This window comes from Klebsiella sp. w6, from assembly GCF_033100215.1.
Taxonomy (GTDB): Bacteria; Pseudomonadota; Gammaproteobacteria; order Enterobacterales; family Enterobacteriaceae; genus Klebsiella; species Klebsiella variicola.
The window spans coordinates 1,396,967-1,415,139 of the sequence record NZ_CP136907.1 but is presented as its reverse complement, the minus strand read 5'-3'; the positions used below and the strand labels follow the sequence as shown (position 1 = coordinate 1,415,139).

Below are 18,173 nucleotides of genomic sequence, written 5' to 3'. Positions count from 1 at the left end.
ATAATTTTTAGCTGATTCAATTCCTGAATTTTTTGCAGATGCCCCTCCAGCGATTAATGCTTTTTTAACATAGCGTGCACATTTTGACTCGCCATATTTAAGCTTTTTATCTATGCCATTTTTAAAATTCTCAGCGTTAATTTTCGCTCTGGCCAGGGCTTGAGTGTTTAAAACACTAACTGCTACATTCTTGTCCAGCATTTATTCTCCCCCCTCTGCTTGTCGAGGACAATAAATACTACTATGAGATATGGGCTTAACAGAATCCATTAACCATTTCCCTTTTTCTTTAACCAGGTTAACGGCATACAGGGATACACCCTTACCATATCCTAATGTTAGCTTCACTTGTGCGACCTGGTCATTCTCTGAAACAGTTTCCACATTAATGCTGTCCTTCCATTCTTCACAAATATCCTGAGCATCGACAAAATAATCAGCACCCGATTCATCATTATCCCGCAGACTTCTGAGATGCTCAGTTGTAGATTCAAAAATAGCTTTTTGAGTTAGTTTATCAGCTGATTCCATATCAGGCATTTCAGACGCAACAAGGTAATCATGATAAAAATTTGCAACAATTTCCCGAGGCATTGAACTATCGTCTGCTGAAGCTGAGGCTATACTGGCCACGCAGAATAAGCAGCAAGCAAAAATAATCTTCTTCAACATGAACGTCTCTCCGTAGATATGTTGGTATTTGTATAAGTAGTCGAGGTGAGAAATTTAGAAAATGACCACGTTCTTATTGTTCCGTTACGCTGGTGATTTTCCACTTCCTATCAATTTTTTCTAGCACAACATTAAATGTAACTTTAGGCTCGGAACCTGCTCCTAAAATAACGTTGACTGAAGAGTCATTCTCTTTCTGATATACATCAAAGGTACTTATACTTGCTTTCCATGAAGGATAAACATCTTGTGATTTTGTAAAATAATCAACATCAGTATCAACCCAAGCACCATGCCAGTTACAAATATAACGCCCTTTAAACTGCTTGCATTCGCGCTTTTGTGAACATTTTCCTTCGAGTTCTTCTGCCGACACTGAATCATCAGAATCATAATTACACATCATTGAGTCGTTAATGCTTTTCATTAACTCATCAGAAACATATTGGCTGAGAAATCGACTGTTGTCCGATGATTCTTCTTTCAAATATGACTTATAAAAATTGTACACGATGCTTTCTGGGCTTGTTTGCTCGGATGCCTGTGTAAAATTTGATAAACAAAGCAAAAATGCAAATAAAAAAAAACATTACGCATATGAGGAATTAATGGATCCATCATCAGCCCTTAGTCATTGAAAGATTTGCTGCTGATTTTGCTTTCCTGAGTGATATCCGTCAGGCTGAAATTGGGTGTTTCGTTGGGGAGATTTGCGCCCGATCCTGGTACCAGATAGTCAGACGTCTTCATAATGAACTCACCTGATGAGCCATGCTCAACCCCGTTCTTACTCAGCCTCAGGTAAGATCCGCCGCCGTTCAGCGTCAGCGTTTCCGGGGTGCTGATAATAATTTCGTCTTCACTACTGGTCACCGTCAGTTGCTTTTCAGAAAACAGCCCCATCGTGTTGTGCTGCGCCTGAATATCAATATCCCCCTGATTGGCGACAACCTTCGCCCCCTCTTTATGCGCAAACATACCCAGGGCTTTTTCAACCGTTACAGAAACATTTTTCATCGCACCGATATCAAGATGCTGACCGGCATTGATCATGGTATTGCGGGTACTGCTGAGCTGAAGGTGTTCACCTGAGGTCAGTGCCACTCCCTGCGGCGCGCTCGCCAGCAGCACCGCCGACTGGAGATCCCTGATTTTGTCGGTCACAAAATTTATCTGGGTATTGATGTCGCAGATCAGGGTCCCGGCCGCTTCGGCGGCGCTGTTCAGGGCCTGCATCTGGCTGTTGGCCTGGTTTATCTGGTTGATGGCAGGGGCCATTTCAAGCACAGGCCCCTGTGCTTTTGCCTGTTCATCCGCCGTCAGGTAGAGGCCTTTGGCTGCGCGGACCGCGCCAAACTCATCCGTTCGCAGCTCAAAACCAGCGCCGCGCTGCTCACGCTGTGCGTTAACCAGATGGCCCATATTGAGCTGGCTTTTGCCGTATTCGGTGGCGAGCTTGATATGCTCTTCCTGGCGCTTGTCCTCCATCCGCAGCTTATTGTTCGCCGGCGTGCGCCACACGTTACGTGTATGATTCTCGCTGGTAACATGGTCCGGATGCTCTGAATCATGCAGGGCATAAGCGATGTAGGGACGATCCGGGTCTCCACCGTCAAATACGACGGCCACTTCCGTTCCGTCGAGAAGCGGTGAGTGGAAGCCGTATGTATCACCGGCATACGGTTTCGCCAGCCGCAGCCACAGATACGCATAGCCCTGTTCGGTACTGTTGCGGTCAAAGTCCAGTTTCACCCGGTAGCGGCCTTCCTGGTCGAGCCAGGAACAGGTGTCGCCTTTCTGCGTGCTCTCGACCCGGGCAGGTAGTGAACCAGCTATCACCGGGCGACTGAGCAGCGCCGGACGATAACAGACGGTTTCGCTGTAGGGGATGCCCTCAAACGTCAGCGTAAAGCTACTTTTGCGTGAACCGCTGGTGCGTACCGTGGTGATGACGATACCTTCTTTTACGGCATCGGGTAACGTGCCGTCCGTTTCCAGTACCTTACCCGGCGCCAGATGAGGGCTGGAGGAATGCCCGCTGACGTGATATTGCGCGTTCAGAATACGTTCGTGACGCAGACGGGCAAAGTATGCCCCGGACTCTGTACTTTCCGTATCACCTGCTGTCAGGAAGGGTTCCGCGTAATGGTACGTTTCCCCGGTGGTGATCCCTTCCCTGCTGAAAATGCTTTCGGCACTGTCCTGCGGCGTCAGCGCTTCCCGGTAGTTGTAGTCCCGGGTGGTCACACTCCCGCTCACCACCTTATATGCGGTCTGAATATCCCAGATGCTCTCCTGTCCGCTGTCACTCATCCCGGCCTGGTTGCGCAGTGGCAGCGTGACACCGAACTCATACTGCTGCTGACTGTCCTGAAAAATCACCACGTCCTGTTCAAGTCGGCTGTCCATTTCATAGCGCCAGTAAATACCCACCTCCGCCAGCAGGCGCTGAATAAACTCAAGATCGGTCTCCCGCCACTGGGTGATGAGTTCCCGGGATGGATATTCGCGGGAGAGCCGGAACTCGAAATCAGGCCCTTCCAGACCGTGTTTACGCAGTACCTTTTCCACGACTTCAGTGACTGACTGATTGAGATAGATTTCGCTCCCTTTCGTATAGTCCAGAAGGGCGATGCGGGGAACGATCGTCATAGCATAACGGGTATCGTCATTTGACGTGGACACACGGCGAAACGACTCCACCACGCCGAAAACCGTCCGGACCGGCAGCGCCGGGGTGCCGTCAAATCGCGGGGTCAGGAAAGTGAATGATGCGGGTTTCAGCAGTAATGCGTCGCAGGCAATATCCGCAGAGGAGCAGGTGACCGCCACGTCATACCGCCAGGGCTGACTGAGGGATTCCACCACGCTGTAACGCAACACATCCAGGAAATCGCTGCATTCATGCACATCAACCCGATAACGTGACTGGCCGATCAGTTTTTCTGTTGGACTGAGCCTTTTATTAATCTGTGTTCCACTCATTACAGTACTCCTTCTGCCTGACCGCCAAATACCAGCACTTTGGGGAAATTTATATACTTCTCAGCCCACAAGGACGGAGGCGAGATACTTTTTCCATAGCCGCCATCGCATCTTTCTGCGCAGTCCGGATATAAACCCTTCGCTCTGTGATAATATATTCACCGAAATATTCCTTATCCGAGATAAAAAGCTCTGTTGCTTTACCATTTCTGATTCGAAAGCCATCTTTATGGGTAGCGGCATCTAATTACCAATACAATCTTGCCATGAAAATGTATGATCAACTACTTCACTGGACATATCGATAATGATAGATAATTTTTTGCAAAAATCTTATTTAAATTCCGTAAATAACCCTTCCAATTCTGTAAGGTTAATTATTTTACCGAAAATCACTCCACACATTAAAATATAATTCACACTCATTTTCTTTCACTACAAGAGAATAATCACTTTCCTCAACACGGGTTTCTTTCTGCATATCTTTCTGGCATTCGACAATTATATTGTCGCAGATTTACCCAAGAAAATTTATTGCCCAGCCATGTTATTACAGTATTATTAGTATTTGTTCTCGTTTGTTACGACTGATAGTTTGATGGGGTTCCTAATATTTAACTGGCCTTATTACATAATCAACCAGCACAATTAACATCTGTTAATTTTATTGAATCATCAAACACTTTCTTAAAATTATAAAAACAACTAAACTCTGATGAATTTTCAGACACGGGAATTATCGCCAATATATTTTCAAAAATAACAATGTTAGTTTCTTGGTTTTTCATGATTTTAAAAGAATAGGTTGTATTTTTTTTGATGTATACCATAGAATTATTTTGATCTTCTCCTGAAGCGGAAAGTATTTTCTCTTTCACAAAACTCAAAAAGAAAAACCTTGAGTCACCTCCATTAAATAAAATATTTATATCGTTTAAGAAAATATCTTTTCTTTTATTTAACCCCTGGTATTGTTCAGGAGGAGATACATCATAATTGGAATGCATATCAGGGATAATCTTATAATCAACAAGAGATATATAGTCATCCTTACTAACGCTACCAGAAGAGAAAGTTACGACAAAACGATTGAAATACTCAAGCATTGAGTTATCTCTTGCATTGGCGTAACTCATAAAAAACAACAATAAAAGAAAAACAAATGTATTAATGTGAATCTTCATACGTTGGGGTAACTCCATTGATATCATAAACATGCAAATCAAAGTCTTCTTTTGGCACAACGTACCCTTTTGGTTTCATTATATACCTTGTACTGGACAATGCGTTAGCCCTTATTGATATACAATTTGCCGTTCCTATTCTACCCCCTCCCTGATTCCCTCCAAGGATTAATATACTTCCTTGAGAATTTTTGCCATAAACAAACCCAACATGACTATAATTCATCACAGCTATAGCTCCATAGAAAGGTTTATCTACTTCTTCTCCATTTTTCCAAGCACCAGCATTCCATGAATATGCTAACGCACTGCGTGTAACTAATTCAGCATAACCGGCCTGAATCATGATCCAGTTTACAAATGATGAACACCATGAAACTGAATGATCACTACCAGCAACATTAGTCGTTTGGTGATATTGTTTTATTTGATTATCGAGTTCTGGATCAGTCTCTATCAAGTCTTTAAATTTTTTATATTCATTGATAGCAACAGACATCCACAACGGACCGTGTGATACCGACTGCAAAGTCGACAAAAAAATTACCGGATGAAAATGCCACACCGCCTCATCCTTATCAAACGGCGGCACCTTACTCATCCACTCCAGGTCCGCCTGCCATTTCTCGCAGTATTTCACTTCCAGCGAGTCCAGATCCTTATAAAATCCTTCCCAGCGCCCTGTCGCACGGCCCCCATACCACTCGCTTTGTTGCTTTACTATTAACCGGTTGACCACATTCTTCACCAGCGGATCCCGTACTGCCAGCGCCTGCCTGATTTCTTCTGCCGTCACTTTCCCGTCGCGGTTGCTGTCCATCTCCGCCATCAGGTCACGATAAAACTGTGGTACCAGACCGTACTGATATCCCGCGCCCTGTTCAGCCCTTCGGCTTATCGCCCCAAACGCCTGGGGGATCTAGGGCTGTTCATCACATCATCACCGCTATCTTCCTCCAGCGCCCGGAACCCAAGTAACCCATTGATAAAGAATCTATGAGAGTCTCCTGCATTGATTCAGCTTGTTGTTCGACCCTGAACTTTCATGCGGTAGATAAAAATCATACACCATACTTAACGCGCAAAAATTTCTTTATTTTCTCCGCATTATCCAATGGGAAGTTTTGAATGTTTCCGTTACTTTTGATTTGATAACCAGATAATTGAGAGTCTTTTTCCCCATCCAAATTCTTTATATACCCTCGCCCTTCGTCATGTTTATATGATTTAACCTCATAATAATACGGATATTCGACACCATTGCCTTCATAATTTACATGCCATCGAAGAAGAACAACAACATTTCTATACCCATTTATTTGCATAAAGAAAATGGTAATTAATTCCACCGGGGCATCAGAGTAATAGAAGGTATCGACTTTAGAGTTATATAACTTACCATTATTAATACGGCTTAGATAAAAATATATATCCCTTTTATCAGGCGTATATTGAAAACAAATAAATCCATTAGTAAAAGAGTTATCTTCAAATGGTCCCTGAACAAGGGCGTTAGGGTTATCACCGCACGCATAAATCATGCTTGAAAAGAAGAGTAACACAAGAACCAACATTCTTGTAATGCTATTTTTCATTTTATCCTCAACAGAAAATTTCATTTTCTATTAACTTTGCTTCGCCATCTCTACGTAGCCCAAGCCCTCGCTGATGGGGCCATAAACGCTTCATACTTCTCAAACGCTCAGGAATTTTTTTTATATTACCCTGCTCTAAATCATCACGAATCTCTCTCATTTCACGACGTCTATCTATTAGATCTCCTGGCTTAGGAAGTGCTAATGATGGTCCACGATTATATACTAATGATAGTATGGCTCCGGCACTGTCTGGAGGAAGAATTATTGCCTGGGGATAAATATCAACAACGATCTGACAATATCGCTCTTTTAATACCATGGCCATGTCTAATGCTTTATCTTTTTCGATTGTAATGTCAAACAACTCATGGACAATTGCTCGAGCCTCGTTACCTTTCTTACCAATTGCAGAAAGTAATCTTTCAACCTGTGAATTAGAGTAATACTCAGATAGCAATGCCCTTGCCGATGAAGTAGTTTGCTGCCCCAAATCATATCCATATCCGACAGTGACGCCACTTGATTGGTCTCCTTCTGGGACATATGGTTTAGGCATATATGCCTCCCAGGATAATATGAATTCTGCTGATTTCTTTGAAATTCTATAAACACCTAAAGTTGTTTGGAATTCAATCACATCTGTAAATTTATCAATAATAGCATCTAAAAACACCACCGGATGAAAATGCCACACCGCCTCATCCTTATCAAACAGCGGCACCTTGCTCATCCACTCCAGGTCTGCCTGCCATTTCTCACAGTATTTCACTTCAATCGAATCCAGATCCTTATAAAACCCTTCCCAGCGCCCTGTCGAGCGGCCCCCATACCACTCGCTGTGATGCTTTACTATTAACCGGTTAACCACATTCTTCACCAGCGGATCCCGCACTGCCAGCGCCTGCCTGATTTCTTCTGCCGTCACTTTCCCGTCGCGGTTGCTGTCCATCTCCGCCATCAGGTCACGATAAAACTGTGGTACCAGACCGTACTGATATCCCGCGCCCTGTTCAGCCGTTCGGCTTATCGCCCCAAACGCCTGGGGGATCCAGCTCTCATAAGGGCTGTTCATCACATCGCCCCCGCTGCTTTCCTCCAGCGCCTGAAACCCAAGTTTCTCTAAATCGTACTGGTTAACTTCCTCAACATCATTTTGTGGTAACCAGCCACTGCCGCTGACTTTATACCACCATTTTTGTGACTCATCCGAGACGGGCGTTGCCGCTCCCCGGGAGAGCTGGCACTGCGCGCCCAGCCTCGCCGATGTCGGGGTAAATACCGGCTGTCCCGCGGCATCCTGTCGGGTAAACAGGGATTTTCCCTTTGGCGCCAGCACTGACCTTTTTTCACCCTTCACACACGCCGGATTGGCTAAAAATCCGGGCATTCTGCTGTCCGTACTCAACACTTCCAGATGGACAAACCATTCCCTGTCCACAAGCTGATTCCCCTCACCCGGCGACTCCATACAGCCCATAAACCCGACGGGCGTTCCGGCGCTGACCTTCCATTCCTCCGTTCCTTCCGTCAGTTCCACGGCGTCAAAAGCACCTTTTTGTTTTGCCTTCTGCATCCATTCCGGCATCAGCCCCTGAATTTCACCATCCGGCTCCACCAGCACCGGATCCAGCGTGACCCAGTACTGTTCTTTGCCCGGAACGCTATCTTTCAGCAAACGGACCAGACCAAAGGTTGTCAGTGTCGCGTTTCCGTTCTTCGTGACATAAAAACGCCCCGTCCGGGAAGAGACAAAACGGTCGCCTGCGCTCAGACTCTTTTTCGTTTTTGCCGGAGCAGGATATGTCCCGGCCTCACCGTTGTCTGGCTCCCCCTCCGGTAACCCGTATTGTCCGTTTTTATACTGGCGTAACAGTATGCCACTGTGACCATCCCTGACTTTATAGCAGGGAGATTTCGGGTAATCAGCGACCGGAGCCAGATGCATATACAGGCTGTAAAACTCCAGCCAGCTCTTTTCCTTTTGCGGGTCAGGCTTGCACTGTGATTTCACCAGCACAAAGCTGCTGCTGTAGCGCAGTTGTTGTCCGCAGTATGGCGCTGTCAGGTATTCATTGTTTATCCGGTACGCCACTACCGTACCGTCTGCCATAAACTGGAGAGGTACCGGTTCTTCAGTATTAACGGCGTCTGGTTTTAGCGCCGAGAAAGGATTAGAGACATCGCTGATATGGATCCCGCCGTGCCACAGGCCATTCGCGCCCAGCAGCCATGTCCCGTGCGCTTCCCCGTCGATAAGCCGCATGACATCGTCCAGTGCGCAAAGTTCTTTACCGTTGGTGTCCCTCAGCGGGTAACTGATTTTCATATGCGTTCCTTACCTTGAAATCCTTCCGCGCCGTCGGGGTGGGACCAGTTCCAGTGTGGTTTTCCTGAAGGTCTCCGTGACACCTTTCAGTGACACCCCGGTACCGGGGATCAGATAGTTCGCCACTTTCAGCACCATCATTCCCTCAGAACCATGCTCGATCCCGTTTTTACTCAGCTTCAGATACGATCCGCCGCCATTCAGCGTCAGTATCTCCGGCGTGCTGATGGAAATCCCGTCCTCGCAGCTGGTTATCGTCACCTGCTGCTTTGCCAGAAGCCCCATCGTGTTGTGCTGCGCCTGAATATCAATATCTCCCTGATTAGCCACCAGCTTCGCCCCCTCTTTATGCACAAACAGACCGAGGGCTTTTTCCACCGTTACCGACAGATTTTTCATCGCACCGAGATCAAGATGCTGACCGGCATTGATCATGGTGTTGCGGATGCTGCTGAGCTGAAGGTGTTCACCTGAGGTCAGTGCCACTCCCTGCGGCGCGCTCGCCAGCAGCACCGCCGACCGGAGGTCCCTGATTTTGTCGGTCACAAAATTTATCTGGGTATTAATGTCGCAGATCAGGGCCCCGGCCGCTTCGGCGGCGCTGTTCAGGGCCTGCATCTGGCTGTTGGCCTGGTTTATCTGGTTGATGGCAGGGGCCATTTCAAGCACAGGCCCCTGTGCTTTTGCCTGTTCATCCGCCGTCAGGTAGAGGCCTTTGGCTGCGCGGACCGCGCCAAACTCATCCGTTCGCAGCTCAAAACCAGCGCCGCGCTGCTCACGCTGTGCGTTAACCAGATGGCCCATATTGAGCTGGCTTTTGCCGTATTCGGTGGCGAGTTTGATATGCTCTTCCTGGCGCTTGTCCTCCATCCGCAGCTTATTGTTCGCCGGCGTGCGCCACACGTTACGTGTATGATTCTCGCTGGTAACATGGTCCGGATGCTCTGAATCATGCAGGGTATAAGCGATGTAGGGACGATCCGGGTCTCCACCGTCAAATACGACGACCACTTCCGTTCCGTCGAGAAGCGGTGAGTGCAAGCCGTAAGTATCACCGGCATACGGTTTCGCCAGCCGCAGCCACAGATACGCATAGCCCTGTTCGGTACTGTTGCGGTCAAAGTCCAGTTTCACACGATAGCGGCCTTCCTGGTCGAGCCAGGAGTACGTATCACCTTTCTGTGTGCTTTCCACCCGGGCAGGCAGCGAGCCGGATATCACCGGGCGACTGAGCAGTGCCGGGCGCCAGCAGACGGTTTCGCTGTAGGGGATACCCTCAAACGTCAGCGTAAAGCTGTTTTTACGTGAACCGCTGGTACGTACCGTGGTGATGACGATACCTTCTTTTACGGCATCGGGTAACGTGCCGTCCGTTTCCAGTACCTTACCCGGCGCCAGATGAGGGCTGGAGGAATGCCCGCTGACGTGATATTGCGCGTTCAGAATACGTTCGTGACGCAGACGGGCAAAGTATGCCCCGGACTCTGTACTTTCCGTATCACCTGCTGTCAGGAAGGGTTCCGCGTAATGGTACGTTTCCCCGGTGGTGATCCCTTCCCTGCTGAAAATGCTTTCGGCACTGTCCTGCGGCGTCAGCGCTTCCCGGTAGTTGTAGTCCCGGGTGGTCACACTCCCGCTCACCACCTTATATGCGGTCTGAATATCCCAGATGCTCTCCTGTCCGCTGTCACTCATCCCGGCCTGGTTGCGCAGTGGCAGCGTGACACCGAACTCATACTGCTGCTGACTGTCCTGAAAAATCACCACGTCCTGTTCAAGTCGGCTGTCCATTTCATAGCGCCAGTAAATACCCACCTCCGCCAGCAGGCGCTGAATAAACTCAAGATCGGTCTCCCGCCACTGGGTGATGAGTTCCCGGGATGGATATTCGCGGGAGAGCCGGAACTCGAAATCAGGCCCTTCCAGACCGTGTTTACGCAGTACCTTTTCCACGACTTCAGTGACTGACTGATTGAGATAGATTTCGCTCCCTTTCGTATAGTCCAGAAGGGCGATACGGGGAACGATCGTCAGCGCGTAACGGGTATCGTCATTTGACGTGGATATCCGGCGAAACGACTCCACCACGCCGAAAACCGTCCGGACCGGCAGCGCCGGGGTGCCGTCAAATCGCGGGGTCAGGAAAGTAAATGATGTGGGTTTCAGCAGTAATGCGTCGCAGGCAATATCCGCAGAGGAGCAGGTGACCGCCACGTCATACCGCCAGGGCTGACTGAGGGACTCCACCGAACGGAAGTTCAGCACATCAAGAAACTCAGTACAGTCATGCACATCAACCCGGTACCGTGATTGCCCTGAAAGCTGTTGCACCACGCTGGTAGCCTGGTTGATCAGGGAATTGCTCATGACGGCTCTCCTTCTGCCTGTGCGTCAAACTCCAGCACAATGCCCTCTTCTTCATCCCAGGTCAGCTGTAGTGAAGACGGCTTTTGTTTTGCCGCCATATGGCTCAATAACTGCTGGCTCAGAACCGGCAGGATCTGCTTATTAAGAAGGCTGTCCACGTTGCGGGCACCGGTATCCGGCAGCAAACACGCCTTCGTTAGCGTGTCGATGAGTCTTTCGTCAATGTGCGTGGAAATGCCGTAGTGGCGTTGCAGACGCGTGCTCACCTGTGCGAGCTTCATGCCGACGATGGTGCGCATGGCATCCATTGCCAGCGGGCGGTATATCACCGTCTGGAAGCGAGCCAGCAGCGCTGGCTGGAAATGATCGCGCAGGATCGGGCGTAACAACTCATGCAGATCGCTCTCAGTAGCTTCTGGTTGCTCTTCCAGCAACTGCATCAGCGGGTCACTTCCCAGGTTGGATGTCATCAGGATCACGGTATTGCGGAAATCAATTTCACGCCCTTCTCCGTCCCGCATAAAGCCCCGGTCAAAGACCTGATAAAACAGGTTCATTACATCCCGATGGGCCTTCTCCACTTCATCGAGCAGCACAACGCTGTAAGGCCGCTTACGGACGGCCTCGGTGAGAATGCCGCCCTGACCATACCCTACATAGCCCGGAGGAGAACCTTTCAACTGCGATACCGTGTGCGGCTCCTGGTATTCAGACAGGTTAATGGTAATGAGCGATTTTTCACCACCATACATAACATCAGCAAGTGCCAGCGCGGTTTCTGTTTTACCTACCCCGCTTGGACCCACCAGTAAAAACACCCCCTGCGCTCCGTTCTCCGGCGTCAGACCAGTTTTTGACGCCCTCAGGCGCTGGGCTATGGCGTTCAGCGCCGCGTCCTGACCAACAACGCGTTTTGACAGGCTGTGCTCAAGACTCAGTAATTCCGTCTGCTCGTCCTTCATTAATGAAGAGAGCGGCACCCCGGTCCAGTCAGCGATGACGGTCGCGACGGTACGGGCGTCCACGTCGAGGCCCAGTAGTGGGTTAGTCTGTTGTATCCCGCGCAGTTGTTGTTGCAGATCAGGGATTTCCGCCTGGCGGGAGATGTCGCTGCGGCAGGCCAGCAGTTGTTCCGTCAGCTTCAGTTCTGCGCCGTACTGCGTTTCCAGTTCATCGAGTTGCAGGATAATGCGGACTTCGTCCCGTTCGATGGCGGCCAGAGGCTCGCGGTGCGCCTCTTTGCCCACCGCGATATCTTCCAGCAGCGCCTGCTTTTCCATCGCCAGCGCGGTGAGCTGCACTTTCAGCCGGGTCAGCGGTTCCGGGATGGTATCCAGGCTCATACGGATACGCGCGGAGGCGGTGTCCAGCAGGTCCACCGCCTTGTCCGGCAACTGGCGGCCTGTGAGATAGCGTCGTGAAAGGGTGACGGCAGCGCGTACTGCCTCATCGGTGATATGCACGCCGTGGTGCTCCGCGTAGCGTGACTTAAGGCCACGCAACATCAGGCAGGCCGTATCATCATCGGGCTCATCAACCTTGACCATCTGGAAGCGGCGCTCCAGGGCTGCGTCGCGTTCGAAGTACTGCTTGTATTCACTCCAGGTTGTGGCCGCGATAGTACGTAGCTCGCCACGCGCCAGCGCCGGTTTCAGCAGGTTAGCCGCATCCGCCCCGCCCGCCTGATTACCCGCCCCGATGATGGTGTGCGCTTCATCAATAAACAGCAGCACCGGTAACGGGGATTGCTGCACCGCTTCGATAATGTTTTTCAGGCGCTGCTCAAATTCGCCCTTCACACCCGCCCCCGCCTGCAAAAGGCCGAGGTCAAGAGTGCGCACGGAGACCGGCTTCAGGCTGTCAGGAACGTTGCCTTCCGCGACTCGCAGCGCCAGCCCCTCGACCAGTGCGGTCTTGCCGACACCCGGTTCACCCACCAGTATCGGGTTGTTCTTGCGGCGTCTTGAGAGAATATCCACCATCTGGCGGATTTCATTGTCGCGCCCGAACACCGGGTCTATTTTTCCGTCGCGGGCGCGGGCGGTGACGTCAAGGGTTAATTTGTCCAGCGCGTTCCGCAGTGCATCACTTAAGCCGTTGTTGCCGGAAACGCCCATATCGCGGGAGAGGTCGTCATTCCGTGTTGAAAGCGACGGGCGCAGACATTCCACCTGCTGCACCTCCAGACGTTCATCCGACTGCGCATCCAGCACAGGATGCAGACGCTCCAGCTGGCTCTGCGCCAGGGTCAGCAGCGGCCACAGCCCATCGCAACGGATGAGTGACGGTTTTTCCACCAGGGCCATCAGCAGGTGCAGGCTGCGTATCTGCTCTTCACCCTCCAGCGAGGCACGCAGCCAGGCCTCTTGCATCAGCGTCTGTATGGCGTCCGACAGCTGCGGGCGGCTACGCACAGAACGGGGAAGCTTATCCATAAAGGTCAGTAAATCCTGCCATATCGCATCCATATCCCACGTATAACGCCGCGCCAGCACCGTCAGGTCGCCCTCGCCCTGCTCCAGCAGTTTCAGCAGCCAGTGCTCCGGCAGGATTTCCGCGTGTGAGCGGGTCTGGCACAGGGAGGCGGCGCCTTCCATCGCGCGGGCGCTGTAAGGGTTAAGACGACGTAACAGGATGGCGGGATTGTCCATGAGATTCTCTCTTTAGCAGTTCGCAGACACGCTACCGCCCGTCGCTGTTTCCTTTTTGATAAGGAGTCCAAAGCGCATCAGGTCAGGCAGGAAGATTGTGTTTTTCTTTGCTCAACGCCCGTGAAACAGACGCTCAGCAAAAAGAGCGGACAGAGAGGCTCTGTCCGCCAGGTTCTTACGCCGTAGTGCGTTCGTTCCAGGAATCGGAATGAATGATGTTGCCGTCTTTGTAGGTCCAGGTGATTTTTTCGTAGCGCAGTTCGATCCGCTCAAGGTGGTTGTGCTTCTCGAAAGAAGGATCTTTGATGTCGTGCATCACTGGATTCACTTTCACCACTTTCACGTTTTCCAGCTTCGTGTTGAAGTACTCCACTTCCTGACCCGCGTCGTTGATCTTGTACCACTTGAATTCAGCAGATTTCAGGGTCTGGCCGGTGGTCACCGCCTTGTACAGATACGGGCTGGAAGAGTCGATTTCTTTGGTGAACAGGAACGGCGTGTGGATACGGGTTCCGGTCAGCTTGCCGGTGTTGTTATCGGTCGGGATGTACAGGTTATGCTCCTGCGCCACCACCTCAATGCTGCCCTCACGATCCTTCACATCCACGGAACCTTTAATGTCCGCGCCACCGTCGTCTTTCAGCCACAGATAAACTGGGATTGCCATGTTTACTTCTCCATCTCTCGAGTTGAAACGTCACCTACATCCTGTGACGCATGTTTTGCGCCTGGCAGACGACAGGCGTCAGCCTGCGGTACCAGACTGATCTCGACACGCCGGTTATGCGCACGGCCATCAGGCGTGTCGTTTGATGCAATCGGTCGACTGTCGCCGTAACCCTGCACGGCAAAGCAACTTTCCGGTACGTCCCCGGTATCACGCATCCAGTTACGGACGGCCTCAGCTCTTTGCAAAGACAAGGTTTGATTTAGCTGAACGCTGCCGGTGTTGTCTGTATGACCGCTGACCACGATCAGCCAGCCTGGTCTGGCTTTAATCCCTACCAGTGCATTAACGAGTATTTTGGTTGAGCCGTCTTTGAGTACCGATTTGCCGGAGTCAAACAGTGACATGCTGTCGAGTCGTACAATTTTCGGTACCGGTTTCGGTTCAGGGGCGGGTGGCGGTGTCCAGGTATCGATAGCCTGCTGCAAGGCCAGCCACAGACGTTGTCCCGGGTAATAACCCAGGCTGTAACGTAAAGGTTCTCCCTGACGCTGCCAGCGTTCAAGCAGGAGCGCATCCTGTTTCAGTGCAGCCAGTGATTCTGCTTTAGGGTGGTAGTGATTCATTGGAATAGCATTCCAGCGCTGTAAATGGGTACTGACATGACGGATAAGATCACGATTATTGAGGGCGGAGATGCCCAACGCCGTAAGAACACACAGCCAGATCAGCAGAACCAGAAGACGGGTACGCTGGCCTCCCTGTACTATCGAGGCAAACGGCGCCAGAAGTGGCAAAACCGCATCCGGGAACAGACTTGTCGATGACTGCCCGGGAGCTCGGGAAAACTGCAAGCAGGTGCGGGAATAGAGCCAACCGGCCCAGACAGACCGAGTCTCTGGATTGACTACTCCGAGACGCATGATCACGGAAAATACACGCACAGGCGGCGTTAGGCCGTCAGGTTTCTCCAGCTCATCAGCCAGCGTATTACGGATAAAGGAAAATGCCTGGCTGACTGTCGGCAGCGCCAGGATATTGTCGTCCGTCTGCTGCCAGTCAATGAATGCCTGCGGCGAATCATTAAACGGACATACCATCGGCTTGTCACCCCGGACGATTATCCATGGCGTTTCAGGCCCGGAAAATTCAGCGCTTAACACAGCCGGCAGTGTGATACCCGTCAGGGATTTAATCTGTTTACACTGCTGGCGGAGCGTTTTCAGTGCGGAACGAAGTACGGCTTCATCCTGATGACGGTCTGGCAGGCAACGGTACATTACCGAGAGCTGACCGACCTGGTGCGGGAACTGCGTCTGTATGCTGCGGACAACGTCAGTTAACCGGCTGACGTCGCCGACCCGTAGCCACCATCCCTGGGCTGTTTTACGTAGAGTGCTTCCCTGAAACAACGCATCCAGCATGTCGCCACACACCAGTACAACGGGGCCCTCGGCGTCGAGTAATGGCAGTTCAGCCGCCGGGAGGTTAGCGTCGGATACGGGCTCCTCATGCCGACAGTTTTTGAACACATACCAGCCTGCCAGAAGAATAATCAGCGCAGTGGACAGGCCGTTAAATACGTTGCCTGTCGGAATGAAATACCACAGCAACCACAGTAACCCGGCTACGGCTGCTAAAGTGTGTAGGGCTACCGAAATGATGACTTTTCTGCGCATTAGCCATGCAGCTCCGGTATTTGTGCTGACAACAGCGCCTGAAGCCACAGATGGCCACCCCACCAGATAACCCCGGTCAGAATGACGGCCAGCACTATCCAGAACCAGACCGAGCGCATCAGACTCCAGCGATGTTTCCCCATCCGGTAAACAACCATCGACAGGCCAGCATCAGGTGGAGAAACTCGCTCAGAAAGAGCTTTCACTACCTCATCCCGCTGTGACTGGCTGACCGCTTTCAGGCTGTATAATCCCTGAAAGCCCAGCGCTATCACCCGGTGATAGCAGGTTAAAACGGCCGGGTTCGGTGAAGGTTGACGCAGAACCTCTGCAATCCGATCCCATAGTGCTTCACCTGCCCGAAGTGAGCCAAAAAAACGGGCCTGAAGCGGTGCTTTACGCCAGACCATCTGGCCTTCATCTACTTTCGGCTCCTCTCCTCCTTCGCTTTTTTCGGGCTTACGGCTCATCACCGTTTCATCCAGCAAGGCACATTGTGCGTAGGAAATATGTTCCACACTGGCATCGTCATAACCGGCACGCTCCAGCGCTTCCCGCACACTTTCAACTTGTTTAACGCATGTGTTGTAAAGCGCAGAGCCATTAAGCGTGATGGCGCCTTTCTTAAGCATGGTGACGGTGAGCCAGGTCTCCGTCATTAGCTGGTCGATATCGATATCCTGTCTCATGAGCGCAATACCGCAAACAGTTCAAGTTCCAAAGCACCAAGTAACTCAGGCACATAGAACATACACACCCCCTGCTCCAGCATTTCATGCGCAGCGTGGCTTTCTATATCAAGTGCGAAATACTGGTTTTCCATGCGTACAGGTAACGCTGCCGGGACCCTGCTCACCGGTATCAACGGGATACCCTTGAGCGCAGCGCCATAGATTTCGCGCACATCATCAGGTGAACCTGCCTGACAGAGTGCAGGAAATTTCTCGGCAACCTGCCAGGCCGGGATATCCGAGCGTACAGAAAGATAGAGATCGGCCTCTTCACGCAGACGGATATCGTGGAGGTTGGCCTTCCAGGTCTGTCCGTCCGGGCGGGACATTTCCAGAGCAATAACCCGAGATGGCAAGCTTGCCTCCAGCAAACCCGTTATCAGGTCAAACAGCGGAGGAAACGCCTTAGCTGGCTCCTCGTGGTCGTAACCCGGTATGGCGTCGAGATCATGGTCCAGGGAAAAGGTCAACATACTGCCTGCCAGACGAGCGAGCTCAGCCCATACCTGTTCAGGTGGACGTGAAGGAAAACGCTCGTATTCTGTTAGCACTGTGGCGTGAGAATTCAGTGCATTCAGCAACCAGAAAAGGGAAACATCGGCGACGGCAAAATCGGCGAGCCTTTCGTTGCTTTCTCGTCGCATCGTCATCAGACGCTGGCGTCGGGAACGTAACTGGCGATTAAGCAACATCAGACGTTCGTGAAGGACCGGGCTTGCTCCAAATGACGCCACTGGAGGAATAAAAGAGGGATCCTGTCGCCACGCATTTTGTCCATCCCGAATCAGTCTTGCGACCGGACACACTTTCCAGGAATCATTGCTTTCATGGGCAAACCGGATGGTGAAATTAAACCGGGCAACTGCCATAGATTCTTCTTCAGAGCCAAAGGCATCCTGCAATGTTATCCACTCTTCACGATAGCGAAGCGGCCGTTCTGAACGGACGCCCTCCTGTTCAACGTTGCTCATACCTGGCTGCATGTGCGGCAATGCAATGACGACAGTTACCGCATCACGACCTGCCAGCTGGCTGGCATCTAACTCACGCGGCGCCGGAGGCAGATCGCTCCTTTGCGCATCAATTAATGAACCATCTTCCAGCCAGAGGCGTAACTGCGTAATCTGGATCAGGCCGGACGAAAGAAGACTGTCATTAAACTCAATCTTTTCCACGCCCCAGGGGAATGGGGATGCCAGCGCTGCTGCACCGGCACTGCGGAAAGACTCCCATTCAGCCTGCTGCTGGAACTGTTGAGGGGACAGTAAAGCCCCCTCGTTCCACAGTGGACGATAAATTTTCATCCCATCCTG

The 18,173-nt window shown here is 51.0% G+C and carries 13 protein-coding genes; all 13 read right to left on the bottom strand.

Annotation, left to right across the window (positions count from 1 at the left end; translation table 11 throughout):
- Positions 1 to 201 precede the first annotated feature (201 nt).
- The 13 genes from R0140_RS06930 to tssK all read right to left on the bottom strand — a co-directional run bounded on the left by R0140_RS06930 (position 202) and on the right by tssK (position 18,164).
- On the bottom strand, positions 202 to 672 hold the full coding sequence (locus R0140_RS06930; protein ID WP_317703960.1) for a DUF3828 domain-containing protein: 471 nt from the start codon (positions 670 to 672) through the stop codon (positions 202 to 204).
- Between the two features lie 73 nt (positions 673 to 745).
- A complete protein-coding gene (locus R0140_RS06925) occupies positions 746 to 1,099 on the bottom strand; it encodes a YbjP/YqhG family protein (RefSeq protein WP_258316171.1) in 354 nt (117 codons plus the stop codon).
- 200 nt (positions 1,100 to 1,299) lie between these two features.
- Complete coding sequence (locus tag R0140_RS06920) at positions 1,300 to 3,657, bottom strand: type VI secretion system Vgr family protein (protein WP_317703959.1); 2,358 nt, start codon at positions 3,655 to 3,657, stop codon at positions 1,300 to 1,302.
- Positions 3,658 to 4,292: 635 nt separating this feature from the next.
- A complete protein-coding gene (locus R0140_RS06915) occupies positions 4,293 to 4,841 on the bottom strand; it encodes a hypothetical protein (protein ID WP_053091185.1) in 549 nt (182 codons plus the stop codon).
- On the bottom strand, positions 4,825 to 5,670 hold the full coding sequence (locus R0140_RS06910) for a CHAP domain-containing protein (RefSeq protein WP_064160745.1): 846 nt from the start codon (positions 5,668 to 5,670) through the stop codon (positions 4,825 to 4,827). Before R0140_RS06910 ends, R0140_RS06915 begins: the two co-directional genes overlap by 17 nt.
- Positions 5,671 to 5,902: 232 nt before the next feature.
- A complete protein-coding gene (locus tag R0140_RS06905; protein ID WP_049152847.1) occupies positions 5,903 to 6,436 on the bottom strand; it encodes a hypothetical protein in 534 nt (177 codons plus the stop codon).
- 7 nt (positions 6,437 to 6,443) lie between these two features.
- The gene (locus tag R0140_RS06900; protein ID WP_207305353.1) at positions 6,444 to 8,765 is read right to left on the bottom strand and encodes a pesticin C-terminus-like muramidase; all 2,322 of its coding nucleotides are present in this window, start codon (positions 8,763 to 8,765) and stop codon (positions 6,444 to 6,446) included.
- 9 nt (positions 8,766 to 8,774) lie between these two features.
- Positions 8,775 to 11,132: a type VI secretion system Vgr family protein gene (locus R0140_RS06895; RefSeq protein WP_317703958.1), complete on the bottom strand. Its 2,358-nt coding sequence runs from the start codon at positions 11,130 to 11,132 to the stop codon at positions 8,775 to 8,777.
- Positions 11,129 to 13,783: a type VI secretion system ATPase TssH gene (gene tssH / locus R0140_RS06890; protein WP_131027636.1), complete on the bottom strand. Its 2,655-nt coding sequence runs from the start codon at positions 13,781 to 13,783 to the stop codon at positions 11,129 to 11,131. The genes R0140_RS06895 and tssH overlap by 4 nt, the downstream gene beginning before the upstream one ends.
- 175 nt (positions 13,784 to 13,958) lie before the next feature.
- Complete coding sequence (gene hcp, locus R0140_RS06885; RefSeq protein WP_032740200.1) at positions 13,959 to 14,450, bottom strand: type VI secretion system effector Hcp; 492 nt, start codon at positions 14,448 to 14,450, stop codon at positions 13,959 to 13,961.
- A gap of 2 nt (positions 14,451 to 14,452) precedes the next feature.
- Positions 14,453 to 16,129: an OmpA family protein gene (locus R0140_RS06880; protein WP_032740201.1), complete on the bottom strand. Its 1,677-nt coding sequence runs from the start codon at positions 16,127 to 16,129 to the stop codon at positions 14,453 to 14,455.
- Entirely contained in the window at positions 16,129 to 16,818 is a 690-nt protein-coding gene (tssL, locus tag R0140_RS06875) for a type VI secretion system protein TssL, short form (protein ID WP_032740202.1), read from the bottom strand. Before tssL ends, R0140_RS06880 begins: the two co-directional genes overlap by 1 nt.
- Positions 16,815 to 18,164 carry a type VI secretion system baseplate subunit TssK gene (tssK, locus tag R0140_RS06870; protein ID WP_032740203.1) on the bottom strand — a complete coding sequence of 450 codons (1,350 nt, stop codon included), beginning with the start codon at positions 18,162 to 18,164 and terminating at the stop codon, positions 16,815 to 16,817. Before tssK ends, tssL begins: the two co-directional genes overlap by 4 nt.
- Between the last annotated feature and the right edge of the window lie 9 nt (positions 18,165 to 18,173).

Coding starts and splice junctions, on each gene's coding strand:
- R0140_RS06930 (WP_317703960.1), bottom strand. CDS start 672: ATGTTGAAGAAGATTATTTTTGCTTGCTGCTTATTCTGCGTGGCCAGT.
- R0140_RS06925 (WP_258316171.1), bottom strand. CDS start 1,099: ATGAAAAGCATTAACGACTCAATGATGTGTAATTATGATTCTGATGAT.
- R0140_RS06920 (WP_317703959.1), bottom strand. CDS start 3,657: ATGAGTGGAACACAGATTAATAAAAGGCTCAGTCCAACAGAAAAACTG.
- R0140_RS06915 (WP_053091185.1), bottom strand. CDS start 4,841: ATGAAGATTCACATTAATACATTTGTTTTTCTTTTATTGTTGTTTTTT.
- R0140_RS06910 (WP_064160745.1), bottom strand. CDS start 5,670: ATGGCGGAGATGGACAGCAACCGCGACGGGAAAGTGACGGCAGAAGAA.
- R0140_RS06905 (WP_049152847.1), bottom strand. CDS start 6,436: ATGAAAAATAGCATTACAAGAATGTTGGTTCTTGTGTTACTCTTCTTT.
- R0140_RS06900 (WP_207305353.1), bottom strand. CDS start 8,765: ATGAAAATCAGTTACCCGCTGAGGGACACCAACGGTAAAGAACTTTGC.
- R0140_RS06895 (WP_317703958.1), bottom strand. CDS start 11,132: ATGAGCAATTCCCTGATCAACCAGGCTACCAGCGTGGTGCAACAGCTT.
- tssH (WP_131027636.1), bottom strand. CDS start 13,783: ATGGACAATCCCGCCATCCTGTTACGTCGTCTTAACCCTTACAGCGCC.
- hcp (WP_032740200.1), bottom strand. CDS start 14,450: ATGGCAATCCCAGTTTATCTGTGGCTGAAAGACGACGGTGGCGCGGAC.
- R0140_RS06880 (WP_032740201.1), bottom strand. CDS start 16,129: ATGCGCAGAAAAGTCATCATTTCGGTAGCCCTACACACTTTAGCAGCC.
- tssL (WP_032740202.1), bottom strand. CDS start 16,818: ATGAGACAGGATATCGATATCGACCAGCTAATGACGGAGACCTGGCTC.
- tssK (WP_032740203.1), bottom strand. CDS start 18,164: ATGAAAATTTATCGTCCACTGTGGAACGAGGGGGCTTTACTGTCCCCT.